13 protein-coding genes are annotated in these 13007 nt (G+C 56.3%); 8 read left to right on the top strand and 5 right to left on the bottom strand.

Going from position 1 to position 13007, the window contains the following annotated elements; translation table 11 throughout:
* Positions 1 to 56: 56 nt before the first annotated feature.
* The 8 genes from ADJ24_RS23015 to ldtE all read left to right on the top strand — a co-directional run bounded on the left by ADJ24_RS23015 (position 57) and on the right by ldtE (position 7728).
* Positions 57 to 785: a MerR family transcriptional regulator gene (locus ADJ24_RS23015; protein ID WP_023311326.1), complete on the top strand. Its 729-nt coding sequence runs from the start codon at positions 57 to 59 to the stop codon at positions 783 to 785.
* A gap of 313 nt (positions 786 to 1098) precedes the next feature.
* The gene (gene sufA, locus ADJ24_RS23010) at positions 1099 to 1467 is read left to right on the top strand and encodes a Fe-S cluster assembly scaffold SufA (RefSeq protein WP_008500631.1); all 369 of its coding nucleotides are present in this window, start codon (positions 1099 to 1101) and stop codon (positions 1465 to 1467) included.
* An 8-nt stretch (positions 1468 to 1475) separates the two neighbouring features.
* Positions 1476 to 2966 (top strand): Fe-S cluster assembly protein SufB, encoded by a 1491-nt coding sequence (sufB, locus tag ADJ24_RS23005; protein ID WP_023311328.1) that lies wholly within the window; start codon positions 1476 to 1478, stop codon positions 2964 to 2966.
* 10 nt (positions 2967 to 2976) lie between these two features.
* Positions 2977 to 3723 carry a Fe-S cluster assembly ATPase SufC gene (gene sufC / locus ADJ24_RS23000; protein ID WP_014831592.1) on the top strand — a complete coding sequence of 249 codons (747 nt, stop codon included), beginning with the start codon at positions 2977 to 2979 and terminating at the stop codon, positions 3721 to 3723.
* On the top strand, positions 3698 to 4969 hold the full coding sequence (gene sufD, locus ADJ24_RS22995; protein ID WP_023311329.1) for a Fe-S cluster assembly protein SufD: 1272 nt from the start codon (positions 3698 to 3700) through the stop codon (positions 4967 to 4969). Before sufC ends, sufD begins: the two co-directional genes overlap by 26 nt.
* A complete protein-coding gene (gene sufS, locus ADJ24_RS22990) occupies positions 4966 to 6186 on the top strand; it encodes a cysteine desulfurase SufS (RefSeq protein WP_023311330.1) in 1221 nt (406 codons plus the stop codon). The genes sufD and sufS overlap by 4 nt, the downstream gene beginning before the upstream one ends.
* A 14-nt stretch (positions 6187 to 6200) precedes the next feature.
* Complete coding sequence (gene sufE, locus ADJ24_RS22985; protein ID WP_023311331.1) at positions 6201 to 6617, top strand: cysteine desulfuration protein SufE; 417 nt, start codon at positions 6201 to 6203, stop codon at positions 6615 to 6617.
* Positions 6618 to 6714: 97 nt separating this feature from the next.
* Positions 6715 to 7728 (top strand): L,D-transpeptidase LdtE, encoded by a 1014-nt coding sequence (ldtE, locus tag ADJ24_RS22980; RefSeq protein WP_023311332.1) that lies wholly within the window; start codon positions 6715 to 6717, stop codon positions 7726 to 7728.
* A 60-nt stretch (positions 7729 to 7788) separates the two neighbouring features.
* Here ldtE and lpp read toward each other — a convergent pair whose 3' ends face one another.
* The 5 genes from lpp to ADJ24_RS22960 form a co-directional block, all read right to left on the bottom strand.
* Positions 7789 to 8025, bottom strand: a complete 237-nt coding sequence (gene lpp / locus ADJ24_RS22975) for a murein lipoprotein Lpp (RefSeq protein WP_010430241.1) — start codon at positions 8023 to 8025, stop codon at positions 7789 to 7791.
* Between the two features lie 309 nt (positions 8026 to 8334).
* A complete protein-coding gene (gene pykF / locus ADJ24_RS22970) occupies positions 8335 to 9756 on the bottom strand; it encodes a pyruvate kinase PykF (RefSeq protein WP_023311333.1) in 1422 nt (473 codons plus the stop codon).
* Between the two features lie 7 nt (positions 9757 to 9763).
* Positions 9764 to 10060 (bottom strand): hypothetical protein, encoded by a 297-nt coding sequence (locus tag ADJ24_RS25875; RefSeq protein WP_418921897.1) that lies wholly within the window; start codon positions 10058 to 10060, stop codon positions 9764 to 9766.
* Positions 10061 to 10133: 73 nt separating this feature from the next.
* Positions 10134 to 11279, bottom strand: a complete 1146-nt coding sequence (locus tag ADJ24_RS22965; RefSeq protein ID WP_023311335.1) for a trans-sulfuration enzyme family protein — start codon at positions 11277 to 11279, stop codon at positions 10134 to 10136.
* Positions 11280 to 11290: 11 nt separating this feature from the next.
* Positions 11291 to 12661, bottom strand: a complete 1371-nt coding sequence (locus tag ADJ24_RS22960; protein WP_023311336.1) for a pyridoxal-phosphate dependent enzyme — start codon at positions 12659 to 12661, stop codon at positions 11291 to 11293.
* Between the last annotated feature and the right edge of the window lie 346 nt (positions 12662 to 13007).

The raw sequence follows: 13007 nt of genomic DNA, 5'->3' as shown, positions 1-13007 counted from the left end.
ACAATCTGATAAGGTTGGTGCAGTTAGGTATGGAAGTTCTGAGCGTGAGGGAGTTAATGGCCTATTACAGTATCGGCGAAGTGGCCGAACGATGCGGTATCAACCCCGTTACGCTGCGTGCCTGGCAGCGCCGTTATGGATTGTTGAAGCCGCAGCGCAGCGAAGGGGGCCATCGTCAGTTTGACGATGAAGATATCCTGCGTATCGAAGAGATCAAACGCCTGATGAAAAGCGGCGTCTCGGTCGGAAAAGTCAAAGCCTTGCTGGAAAACAAAGAAGTTTTGACGCAGGGCAACTGGGTTTCATTCCAGGAAGAGATGATGACCGTTCTGCGTTACGCCAGCCCGGCAAAGCTGCGTGCCAAAATTGGCGAGTTCCGCCGCGATCACGCGATAGACGCGCTGATTGACAATATTATCTCTCCCGTCCGTCAGCGCATGAACCAGGACCAAAATACCGTGCGTCACATGGCAAGCCTGTTAGACGGAGTTCTGATTGAATTCGCGATTGCAAGCCTGGCGGAGTCCCGCAAGAAAGCCGGTAAAGACGCACTGTTGATTGGCTGGGAATGCGATGACCGCACCCACCTGTGGCTGGAAGCCGCGCGCCTGGCGCAGAAGGGCTGGCACATTGACGTCCTGGCGGAACCCATCGATTCGCCGCGTCCTGAACTGTTCCCCGGGCAAAAAATCTTCGTCTGGACGGGGAAATCCCCAACGCCTCGCCAGCAGGAACAGCTCGACCACTGGCGTGAACAGGGATTTGCTGTCGCATTTCATCATTGAGTTTTAAGAGGCCTTAAGGGCCTTTTTTGTTTTTGTCATTTTCTGTGCAAAATCTATCTCAAAAATAGGCATTTCCGATGCATATTTTACTTTTCTTCTCTTCGTTATGAATGCCGCGACGAAATGCATTATTAATCAATGCATTGAACAAATACATCCATCCTGACTGCATCCTCTCACAGGGTCTATGCTTAATAAAACCAGGCAAAAAGGGCGCTTTAGCCGAATGCCCCTGCTGACAGAGGGTTGAAGTGATAATCGTTATCACTAACATGGTGTTATGCCCTGATGGCTTATCAGATGAGGTGGACCTATGGAACTGCATTCAGAAACCTTTAATCCTGCCGATTTCGCCTGGCGCGGCTTAACGCTCACGCCAGCGGCGGCAGCACATATTCACGAGCTGGTGGCGAAAAAGCCCGAGATCCTCGGCGTGCGCCTGGGTGTCAAACAGACCGGCTGCGCAGGTTTCGGCTACGTGCTCGACACCGTCACCGAACCCGAGAAAGATGACCTGGTGTTCGAGACTGACGGCGCGAAGCTGTACGTCGCGCTGCAGGCCATGCCGTTTATTGACGGCACCGAAGTGGACTACGTCCGCGAAGGCTTAAACCAGTTATTCAAATTTCATAACCCGAAAGCCCAGAACGAATGCGGCTGTGGCGAAAGCTTTGGGGTATAGGCGGTACTATGTCTCGTAATACTGAAGCAACGAGTGATGTAAATACCTGGAGCGGTGGGCACCTCAACTATAAAGAGGGGTTCTTCACCCAGCTCCAGACAGATGAGCTGGCGAAAGGCATTAACGAAGATGTCGTGCGGGCGATCTCGGCGAAACGCAACGAGCCCGAGTGGATGCTGGAGTTCCGCCTGAGCGCCTTCCGTGCCTGGCTGGAGATGGAAGAGCCGCACTGGCTAAAAGCGCACTACGACAAGCTGAACTATCAGGATTACAGCTACTATTCTGCGCCCTCCTGCGGCAGCTGTGACGATACCTGCGCCTCGCAGCCCGGCGCGGTGCAGCAAACTGGCGCTGAAAACAGCTTCCTCAGCAAAGAGGTGGAAGAGGCCTTTAACCAGCTTGGCGTGCCCGTTCGCGAAGGGAAAGAGGTGGCGGTGGACGCCATTTTCGACTCCGTCTCGGTGGCCACCACCTACCGCGAGAAGCTGGCAGAGCAGGGGATCATTTTCTGCTCCTTCGGCGAAGCGATTCACGATCATCCGGAACTGGTGAAAAAGTACATCGGGACCGTAGTGCCTTCAAACGATAACTTCTTTGCGGCGCTCAACGCGGCGGTAGCCTCTGACGGCACCTTTATCTATGTACCGAAAGGCGTGCGCTGTCCGATGGAGCTTTCCACCTATTTCCGCATCAATGCCGAAAAAACCGGCCAGTTCGAACGCACGATTCTGGTCGCGGATGAAGGCAGCTACGTCAGCTATATCGAAGGGTGCTCCGCCCCGGTTCGCGACAGCTACCAGCTGCACGCGGCGGTGGTGGAGGTCATTATTCATAAAGACGCCGAGGTGAAATACTCCACGGTGCAAAACTGGTTCCCGGGCGACGGCAATACCGGCGGTATCCTGAACTTCGTCACCAAGCGCGCGCTGTGCGAAGGCGAAAACAGCAAGATGTCGTGGACCCAGTCTGAAACCGGCTCGGCCATCACCTGGAAATACCCGAGCTGCATTCTGCGCGGGGATAACTCCATCGGTGAGTTTTACTCCGTGGCGCTCACCAGCGGCCATCAGCAGGCGGACACCGGCACCAAGATGATCCACATAGGTAAAAACACCAGGTCGACCATTATCTCGAAAGGCATTTCCGCCGGGCACAGTCAGAACAGCTATCGCGGGCTGGTGAAAATCATGCCGACGGCCACCAATGCGCGAAACTTTACCCAGTGTGATTCGATGCTGATCGGCGCAGACTGCGGGGCGCACACCTTCCCGTACGTTGAGTGCCGTAACAATACGGCCCAGCTTGAGCACGAGGCGACGACGTCACGCATTGGGGAAGATCAGCTCTTCTACTGCCTGCAGCGGGGGATCAGCGAAGAAGACGCCATCTCGATGATCGTTAACGGCTTCTGTAAGGACGTGTTCTCTGAACTGCCGCTGGAATTTGCCGTTGAAGCCCAGAAACTCCTCGCCATTAGTCTTGAACACAGCGTCGGTTAAAGGAAAGCACATGTTAAGCATTAAAGATTTACAGGTTAGCGTAGAAGACAAAGCCATCCTGCGTGGCCTCAATTTTGACGTCAAGCCGGGGGAAGTCCACGCTATCATGGGGCCGAACGGTTCCGGGAAAAGTACGCTTTCCGCGACGCTGGCGGGGCGCGAAGATTATGAGGTGACCCACGGCTCGGTCGAGTTCAACGGCAAAGATCTGCTGGAAATGTCACCGGAAGATCGCGCGGGAGAGGGCATCTTTATGGCCTTCCAGTACCCGGTTGAAATTCCGGGCGTCAGCAACCAGTTCTTCCTGCAAACCGCGCTCAACGCGGTGCGAAAATACCGGGGGCTGGAGGCGCTCGACCGCTTCGACTTCCAGGATTTAATGGAAGAGAAAATCAAGCTGCTGAAAATGCCGGAAGATTTGCTCACCCGCTCGGTGAACGTCGGTTTTTCCGGCGGCGAGAAAAAGCGTAACGACATTCTGCAGATGGCGGTGCTGGAGCCCGAGCTGTGCATTCTGGACGAGACCGACTCCGGTCTGGATATCGACGCCCTGAAGATTGTCGCTGACGGAGTTAACTCCCTGCGCGACGGCAAGCGTTCATTCATTATCGTCACCCACTACCAGCGCATTCTGGACTACATCAAGCCGGATTACGTCCATGTGCTTTACCAGGGGCGTATTGTGAAATCCGGAGATTTCACGCTGGTTAAACAACTGGAGGAGCAGGGTTATGGCTGGCTTACCGAACAGCAGTAATGCGCTCCAGCAGTGGCACCTGCTGTTTGAAGCCCAGGGCGGCACGCGCTCCGAGCAGGCGCAGCAGCATCTTCAGCAGATGCTGCGTCTCGGCCTGCCGACGCGTAAGCATGAGAACTGGAAATATACCCCGCTTGATGGCCTGCTGAACGCCGAGTTCGTGACCCGTCTGGCGGATCTCACCCCGGCACAGCGTGACGCGCTGGCCGTAAACGTGGATGCCGTGCGCCTGGTGTTTGTCGACGGTGAGTTCCGTCCGGAGCTGAGCGACGCCCTTCAGGGGAGCGGATTTGAGATTGTGATAAACGACGATCGTCAGTCCCTCAGCGCCCCGGTTCAGCCTGAGGTTTTCCTCCACCTGACCGAGAGCCTGGCCCGCAGCGTGACGCATATCGGCGTGAAGCGTAACCAGCGTCCGGCAAAGCCGCTGCTGCTGATGCACATCACCCAGGGGCTGGACGGCGACGAAATCAACACCGCGCACTATCGCCATCATCTTGAGCTGGCGGAGGGGGCTGAGGCCACGGTGATTGAACATTACGTCAGCCTCAACGAGACGCGCCATTTTACCGGCTCGCGTTTGACGATGAATGTTGCGGCCAATGCCCAGCTTCACCACGTCAAGCTGGCGTTCGAGAACCCGCAGAGCCACCACTTTGCCCATAACGACATTTTACTTGGGCAAGATGCCGCAGCCTACAGCCATAGCTTCCTGCTCGGCGGGTCGGTGCTGCGCCACAACACCAGCACGCAGCTTAACGGTGAAAACACCACGCTGCGCATCAACAGCCTGGCGATGCCGGTTAAATCAGAGGTGTGCGACACGCGCACCTGGCTGGAGCACAACAAGGGCTACTGCAACAGCCGCCAGCTGCATAAAACCATCGTCAGTGACAGAGGTCGCGCGGTGTTTAACGGCCTGATTAACGTGGCGCAGCACGCCATTAAAACCGACGGGCAGATGACCAACAACAATCTGCTGTTAGGGCGCCTGGCGGAGGTGGACACCAAACCGCAGCTGGAGATCTACGCCGACGACGTGAAGTGCAGCCACGGTGCAACGGTCGGGCGCATCGACGACGAGCAGATGTTCTACCTGCGTTCCCGCGGTATCGACCAGCAGGCGGCGCAGAAAATGATTATCTATGCGTTTGCCGCCGAACTGACGGAAGCGCTGAACGATGGTCAGTTGAAACAGCAGGTGCTGGCGCGTATCGGTCAGCGTCTGCCTGGAGGCGAAGCATGAGTTTTCCCGTCGAGAAAGTACGGGCAGATTTTCCGGTTCTGACCCGTGAAGTGAACGGTCTTCCTCTGGCCTATCTGGACAGCGCGGCCAGCGCGCAGAAGCCGAACCCGGTCGTGGATGCGGAAGCCGAGTTTTATCGCCACGGCTACGCCGCCGTGCATCGCGGTATTCATACCCTGAGCGCCGAGGCGACCCAGCGTATGGAAAACGTGCGCACGCAAATTGCCGCCTTCCTCAATGCAAAATCGCCCGAGGAGCTGGTCTTCGTGCGCGGAACCACCGAAGGAATCAACCTTGTCGCCAACAGCTGGGGCAACGCGCAGGTCCACGCGGGGGATAACATCATCATCACCCAGATGGAGCACCACGCCAATATCGTGCCGTGGCAGATGCTCTGCGAGCGCGTTGGCGCGCAATTGCGGGTCATTCCGCTGAACGTTGACGGGACGCTGCAGCTCGAGCAGCTCGACGCATTGCTGGATGACCGCACGCGGCTGGTGGCGGTCACCCAGGTCTCTAACGTGCTCGGGACTGAAAACCCGGTGGCAGAGATTGTCGAAAAAGCCCATCAGGCCGGCGCGAAGGTGCTGATTGACGGCGCCCAGGCGGTAATGCACCACGCGGTTGACGTTCAGGCGCTGGACTGCGATTTCTACGTCTTCTCAGGCCACAAGCTCTATGGGCCGACCGGGATCGGCGTGCTCTACGTGAAGGAAGACATTCTGCAGGCGATGCCGCCGTGGGAAGGGGGCGGCTCGATGATCGCCACCGTCAGCCTGACCGAAGGCACGACCTACGCGCGCGCGCCGTGGCGTTTTGAGGCGGGTACGCCCAACACCGGCGGGATTATCGGGCTGGGGGCGGCGGTTTCCTACGTCTCCGCAATCGGCCTTGATAGCATTCAGGAGTACGAACAGCTGCTGATGCACTATGCGCTTGCCGAGCTTGCCAGCGTGCCGGATCTGACCCTCTACGGGCCTGCCGACCGGCAAGGGGTGATCGCGTTCAATCTCGGGAAACATCACGCCTATGATGTGGGCAGTTTCCTCGATAACTACGGCGTGGCGGTCCGTACCGGGCACCACTGCGCCATGCCGCTGATGGCGTTTTACCAGGTGCCGGCAATGTGCCGCGCGTCGCTGGTGATGTACAACACAACGGAAGAGGTCGACAGGCTGGTGGCGGGGCTTAAGCGTATTCACCAGCTGCTGGGCTAACGGAGAGGCAAAAGATGGCAGAACTGCCGGACAGAGACAAATTGCTGCGCAACTTTGGGCGTTGCGCAAACTGGGAAGAGAAGTACCTTTATATCATCGAGCTGGGGCAGCGTCTGCCGCCGCTCGGTGAAGAGGCGCATAACCCGGAAAACAGTATTCAGGGCTGTCAGAGCCAGGTGTGGATTGTGATGGAACAGTCTGACGACGGCACGATAGCACTGCACGGCGACAGCGATGCGGCCATTGTAAAAGGGCTTATTGCGGTCGTCTTTATTCTTTACCACCGGATGTCGGCGCAGGATATTGTCGCGTTTGATGTCCGCCCGTGGTTTGAAAAAATGGCCCTGACCCAACACCTCACCCCGTCTCGTTCCCAGGGACTGGAAGCGATGATTCGCGCGATCCGCGCCAAAGCTGCAATCCTTAGCTAGACTTACAGAACAGCATTCATTCTGTTTCGCGAGGTGGTTCCCGCCTCGCTGGTTTTTCAGCTTTCTGGCGTCCTGCCAGTGAATAAGGAATCTCAGCATGAAGCGCGCGTCTCTAATAACTCTATTACTCCTCAGTTCGCTCGGCGCACTTAATTCGGCCCGCGCGATGGACTATCCGTTGCCGCCCGCAGGCAGTCGCCTGATTGGGCAAAATCAAACCTACACGATACAGGAAGGGGATAATAAGCTGCAGACCATCGCCCGTCGGTTTAATACCGCGGCGCAGGTGATCCTGGAAACAAACAATACCATTGCGCCGGTAAACCCTGCGCCGGGAACCGTCATTACCATTCCGTCGCAGATGCTGCTGCCGGACACGCCGCGCGAGGGGATTGTGGTGAACCTCGCAGAGCTGCGGCTCTACTACTTCCCGCCGGGAGAAAATATCGTTCAGGTCTTCCCGCTCGGCATCGGACAGCTGGGGCTGGAAACGCCGGTGACGACCACGCGGGTGAGCCAGAAGATCCCGAATCCCACCTGGACACCCACGCCGGGCATCAGAGCACGCTCTCTGGAGCAGGGCATTAAATTGCCTCCGGTGGTACCTGCCGGGCCAAACAACCCGCTGGGGCGCTTTGCACTGCGTTTAGGCGTGGGCAACGGGGAATATCTCATCCACGGCACCAGCGCGCCGGACAGCGTCGGCCTGCGGGTCAGCTCCGGCTGTATGCGGATGAACGCCCCGGACATTAAGGCCCTGTTCGAACAGGTGCGGGTGGGCACGCGGGTGCAGATTATCAATGAACCCGTGAAGTTCTCCGTTGAGCCGGATGGTAAACGCTATATTGAGGTCCACCGTCCGCTGGCGCAGGTAGAAGGGGAAAATCCGCAGGTCTCGCCCATTACCCATTCTGCCGAGTTTGCGACTTTTGTTTCTCAGGCGGGAAGCGATAAGGCGCTGATTGATAAAGCCCTGTCACGTCGCGCCGGGATCCCGGTTATCGTGTCGGCCGGTAGCGGCCCTTCAGCCAGCAATAGCGTGTTGTCGGTGCAGAACAGCCGGGTATCTGCTGCGGTAGCGGAAGATGAAGGAGAGAAGGTGACGCAGTAGCCGTTTGACGCAGGCAAAAAAAATGGCGCACAATGTGCGCCATTTTATTAACAGGTACTATTACTTACGGTATTTAGTAGCCTGGTTGTCCAGACGCTGGTTAGCGCGAGCTGCGTCGTCTTTAGCAGCCTGAACGTCGGAACGGATTGCGTTCACGTCGTTGCTCAGCTGGTCAACTTTAGCGTTCAGAGTCTGAACGTCAGAAGACAGCTGATCGATTTTAGCGTTGCTGGAGCAACCAGCCAGCAGAGTAGAACCCAGGATTACCGCGCCCAGTACCAGTTTAGTACGATTCATTATTAATACCCTCTAGATTGAGTTAATCTCCATGTAGCGTTACAAGTATTACACAAAGTTTTTTGGGTTGAGAATATTTTTTTGATGGGAATACACCTATTTTTGATCGTTCGCTCAAAGAAGCATCGAATCAGCCCTTTTCGGGCAAAAATCTAAGGAAAAAAAGGCATTTATCATCGGATTCATCTTAGATAATTCGCAATTAAATAGAAAAACCCGATTTGCATTTTGAATGCGTTTGGCTAATGCCAGGAATAAAAAAAGCGCCCGGAGGGCGCTTTTTATCCAAATTAATTCGTTCGGGAATTATTACAGCACGTGAACAGATGCGGTATTGGTAGTGCCGCTTGGTACCAGTGCGCCAGAAACCATGACCACAACGTCACCTTTCTGTGCCAGACCACGATCCACCAGCTCCAGAGCCACTTCTTTACCCAGACGGTAGAAATCATCCGTAGAGGCGATCTCTTTCACCAGGTGTGGGATCACGCCTTTGCTCAGCACCAGCTGACGAGCCGTGGTTTCGTTGGTGGTCAGCGCCAGGATAGTCGCATCCGGGAAGTATTTACGCACCGCGCGAGCAGATTTACCGCCCTGAGTGGCAACCACAATCAGTGGGGCTTCCAGTTTCTCAGCGGTTTCTACCGCACCGCGGCATACCGCTTCGGTGATGCGCAGCTTGCGGCTGTCGTTGTTGTAGTCCAGACGGCTTTTCATTACGCGGTCGGTACGTTCGCAGATGGTAGCCATGATGGTCACCGCTTCCAGCGGGTATTTACCCTTCGCGGATTCGCCGGACAGCATAACCGCATCAGTACCGTCGAGGATGGCGTTTGCCACGTCGCCTGCTTCAGCGCGGGTTGGGCGCGGGTTTTTGATCATGGAGTCCAGCATCTGCGTTGCGGTGATAACCACTTTACGCGCGCGTACACATTTCTCGATCATCATCTTCTGCGCGAAGATCACTTCTTCAACCGGGATTTCAACGCCCAGGTCGCCACGAGCAACCATAATGCCGTCAGACGCTTCGAGGATTTCGTCGAAGTTGTTCAGGCCTTCCTGGTTTTCAATTTTGGAGATGATCTGGATCTTCTCGCCGCCGTGCGCTTTCAGGTGCTCGCGGATTTCAACCACGTCTGAGCGCTTACGGATGAAGGAGGCCGCAACAAAGTCAACGCCTTGTTCGCAACCGAAGATCAGGTCCTGTTTGTCTTTTTCAGCCAGTGCTGGCAGTGCGATAGAAACGCCCGGCAGGTTAACGCCTTTGTTTTCGCCCAGGTCGCCGTTGTTCAGCACCTTACAGATAACCTTGTTGCCTTCGATAGCGGTGACTTCCATACCGATCAGACCATCGTCTACCAGCACGGTGTTACCGACGGACAGGTCGTTGGTGAAGCCTTCATAGGTCACTGCAACGATTTCGCTGTTGCCGACAACGGATTTGTCGGTGGTGAAGGTGAAGGTCTGGCCCGCTTTCAGAGAGACGTCGTTACCGCCTTCCAGTTTGATGGTACGGATTTCTGGACCTTTGGTGTCCAGCAGGATGGCAGCTTTTTTACCGGTCTTGCTCATCACGTTGCGCAAGTTCTGGATACGCTGACCGTGTTCTGCGTAATCACCGTGGGAGAAGTTCAGACGCATCACGTTCATGCCGGCGTCCAGCATTTTGGTCAGCATCTCTTCAGATTCGGTTTTCGGGCCGATAGTACAAACAATTTTCGTCTTTTTCATGACAGTCTTAGTCTTTAAGTTGGGAAGGATATGGAAATCTCGCTCCGGGGGCGCACCGCCGCGGAGTCAAACCTGTGTTGCAAAAGAGTATATGGCACGCACTAAGGATAGGAGACATCAAATGAGCGTGCAGAAGAAAGTGTGCCTGAGTGACAGCCCAACGAAGGAGGGGAGAAGTTGTACGTTGTTTTTTGTATTCCAAGCGCTGAAACCATTCACCAGGGATTAGGCGCGCATTATACGCTGATTTTAAGATAAAAGGAAAATGGAAACGGTGTTTCAGAAATAATCTGTGCAGTTTCACATAATATTGTTATCAAGGCGTTAAGCCATGATGACAACTTATGACGGCAGGTGGTTGACCTGCCGCGTTTTGCTTATTTTTGCAGCGCCTGACTGAGATCGGCAATCAGGTCTTTCGGATCTTCAATCCCGACTGACAGACGGATAAGCTGCGGCACAATGCCGTTTGCCAGGCGTTGCTCCAGCGGAATCGAGGCGTGCGTCATGCTGTAAGGCTGGCTCACCAGACTTTCCACACCGCCGAGGCTTTCCGCGAGGGTGAACAGCTTCAGGTTGCGAATCACCTCGGTGACTCGTTGCGCATCGCCTTTTACCACGACGGAAATCATCCCACCGGGCAGGGCCATCTGCGTGCGGGCAAGCTGATATTGCGGATGCGATTCCAGGCCGGGATAGAACACTTTTTCGACCAGAGGGTGCTGATCCAGCCATTGCGCAATCGCCAGCGCGTTGGTGCTGTGCTTTTCTACCCTCAACGCAAGCGTGCGAATACCGCGCAGCGTCAGGAAGCTGCTGAACGGATCCAGTACGCCGCCTACCGCGTTTTGCAGATAACTCAGCTTATCCGCCAGTTCACTGTTATCCCCGACAATCGCCAGCCCGGCCACCACGTCAGAGTGGCCGTTCAGGTATTTGGTGGCGGAGTGCACCACGATATCGAAACCCGACTCCAGCGGACGGTGGATCACCGGCGACGCGAAGGTGTTATCCGCCACGCTGATGACGTTATGACGGCGGGCGATCGCCGCAATGGCCGCCAGATCCGCCAGCTTCAGCAGCGGATTGGTTGGCGTTTCGACCCACACCATGCGGGTATCCGGGCGGATGGCGTCCTCAAGACCGGCTAAGTCGTCCGGTTTAACCCAGCTGACCTGCAGGCCGGTGCTGCGCTTGCGCACGTTTTCAATCAGGCGGTACGTCCCGCCGTAAACGTCATCAATGGCGACGATATGGCTGTCTTTGTCCAGCAGTTCGAGCACCGTGGAGATGGCCGCCAGACCGGAGGCGAAGGCGTAGCCGCGCGTGCCGCCTTCCAGTTCGGCGATGGCGGTTTCCAGCGCATGGCGTGTAGGGTTGCCGCTGCGGGAATATTCATAGCCGGTATGCTCGCCGGGTGACGGTTGCGCAAACGTCGAGGTGGCGTAAATCGGCGGCATGACGGCGCCGTGCTGGTCGTTGAACTCGCCGCTGTGTACGCTCAGGGTAGCCAAGTTTTTCATCATCGATTCCTTTATTGCTGAAGACGGTTGCGCCAGGCGGTCAGAACGTCGCTGCGCGTAATCAGACCGAGAAAACGGTCGTTGTCATTAATCACGGCCACCAGACCGCGGTCGAAGATGGCGTTCAGGGCGCTTTCCGGGGCGTGTTTATCAAGAAACTCCACCTGGCGCGTCATGGCTGCCGTCACCGGAAGCGCGAAGCGATCGCCGTCGCCGCCGATATGCCGCAGAAGATCCCACTCGTCGATAATGCCCACCACCTTGCCGTTCTCCAGCACCGGCAGCTGGGAGATGTCATACAGGCGCATGCGTGCCAGTACGGTGGAAAGCGTGTCGTCCGGGGCGGCGGTAACGGTGGCGCCTTCATCGTGGCGCAGGGCGATGTAGTCAGAGAGATCGCCGGCCTGAGGGCGCGTGATGAGCCCCTGCTGTCGCATCCAGTCGTCGTTGAACATCTTCGAGAGATACTTATTGCCGCTGTCGCAGGCGAAGGTCACCACGCGTTTCGGTGTGGTCTGCGCCTGGCAATATTTCAGCGCGGCCGCCAGCAGCGTGCCGCTGGAAGAGCCCGCCAGAATGCCTTCCGTTTTCAGCAGGTCGCGCGCGGTGGTGAAGGCCTCTCGGTCGGTGATGCGCCAGGCGCGATTCACCCCTTCAATGTGGGCCAGCGGCGGAATAAAGTCTTCGCCAATACCCTCAACCAGCCAGGAGCCCGCGTCGTGATAGCGTCCGGTTTCCACCTGGTCGGCCAGAACCGATCCGGCCGGGTCTGCCAGGACGAACTCCGTGTGCGGAGAGTGCTCGGCGAACCACGCCTGCAGGCCGCCCAGCGTACCGCCTGAGCCGACGCCCACCACGATGGCGTCGATCTTGCCGTCAAGCTGCTCGTACAGTTCCGGTGCCGTGGTGGTGCGGTGCGCCAGCGGGTTGGCCTCGTTATTGAACTGGTCGATGTAAAACGCGCCGGGCAGCTCGTTGGCCAGGCGCTGGGCGTAATCCTGGTAATAGGCGGGATGGCCCTTGTTGACGTCGGAGCGGGTCAGCACCACCTGGGCACCCAGCGCGCGCAGGTGGAAAATCTTCTCGCGGCTCATTTTGTCCGGCACCACCAGGATCAGCGAGTAGCCTTTCTGGGCGGCGATCAGCGCCAGGCCGAGACCGGTATTCCCCGCCGTCGCCTCAATAATCGTGCCGCCCGGCTGCAGCTGGCCGGTACGCTCCGCTTCGTTAATCATCGACAGCGCAACGCGATCCTTAATAGAGCCGCCCGGATTCTGGTTTTCCAGCTTCAGGAACAGCGAGCAGGGGCCGGTATCAAGCTTGTGCAACTGGATAAGCGGGGTACGGCCAATCAGTTCAGTGACGGAGTGGTAAATCGTCATGATGTTTTCCTTTCTGGATGTCATGACGGGATGATAGAGCGGCGAAAATTTCGCAATAAAGAACCATTCACTGCCTTTTAGAACAGAACGGAATATAAATGCCATTTTTGGATGTCAGGACAGCAAGACGTATAGTTGTCTGGATGTGGGGATGGCTATATCGGCATGAAGTGCTGAAAAAATGACCGTTTTTAGCGGGTGTCTGCCAGCAGATATGCATCCAGCAGATAATCATTGCTGAAATTGGTCTAAATGCTTCCCACCCTGTAAATACGCTGTTTATTTCCCAAAGTTATAACACATTCTTTTTTGTTCATTTGAAAGCTGATAACGCCTGTTTACTATC

The sequence above is a fragment of the Enterobacter sp. 940_PEND genome (assembly GCF_001059415.1).
Classification (GTDB): Bacteria; Pseudomonadota; Gammaproteobacteria; order Enterobacterales; family Enterobacteriaceae; genus Enterobacter; species Enterobacter cloacae_M.
Note: the sequence above shows the minus strand (reverse complement) of the source record. Positions and strands in the feature narration are given on the sequence as shown.

Excerpts from the sequence above, each read along its gene's own strand:
- sufD (WP_023311329.1), top strand. The coding sequence starts at position 3,698 with ATGGCTGGCTTACCGAACAGCAGTAATGCGCTCCAGCAGTGGCACCTG.
- pykF (WP_023311333.1), bottom strand. The coding sequence starts at position 9,756 with ATGAAAAAGACGAAAATTGTTTGTACTATCGGCCCGAAAACCGAATCT.
- ADJ24_RS22965 (WP_023311335.1), bottom strand. The coding sequence starts at position 11,279 with ATGAAAAACTTGGCTACCCTGAGCGTACACAGCGGCGAGTTCAACGAC.
- sufE (WP_023311331.1), top strand. The coding sequence starts at position 6,201 with ATGGCAGAACTGCCGGACAGAGACAAATTGCTGCGCAACTTTGGGCGT.
- sufA (WP_008500631.1), top strand. The coding sequence starts at position 1,099 with ATGGAACTGCATTCAGAAACCTTTAATCCTGCCGATTTCGCCTGGCGC.
- ADJ24_RS22960 (WP_023311336.1), bottom strand. The coding sequence starts at position 12,661 with ATGACGATTTACCACTCCGTCACTGAACTGATTGGCCGTACCCCGCTT.
- sufB (WP_023311328.1), top strand. The coding sequence starts at position 1,476 with ATGTCTCGTAATACTGAAGCAACGAGTGATGTAAATACCTGGAGCGGT.
- ldtE (WP_023311332.1), top strand. The coding sequence starts at position 6,715 with ATGAAGCGCGCGTCTCTAATAACTCTATTACTCCTCAGTTCGCTCGGC.
- ADJ24_RS23015 (WP_023311326.1), top strand. The coding sequence starts at position 57 with ATGGCCTATTACAGTATCGGCGAAGTGGCCGAACGATGCGGTATCAAC.
- sufC (WP_014831592.1), top strand. The coding sequence starts at position 2,977 with ATGTTAAGCATTAAAGATTTACAGGTTAGCGTAGAAGACAAAGCCATC.
- sufS (WP_023311330.1), top strand. The coding sequence starts at position 4,966 with ATGAGTTTTCCCGTCGAGAAAGTACGGGCAGATTTTCCGGTTCTGACC.
- lpp (WP_010430241.1), bottom strand. The coding sequence starts at position 8,025 with ATGAATCGTACTAAACTGGTACTGGGCGCGGTAATCCTGGGTTCTACT.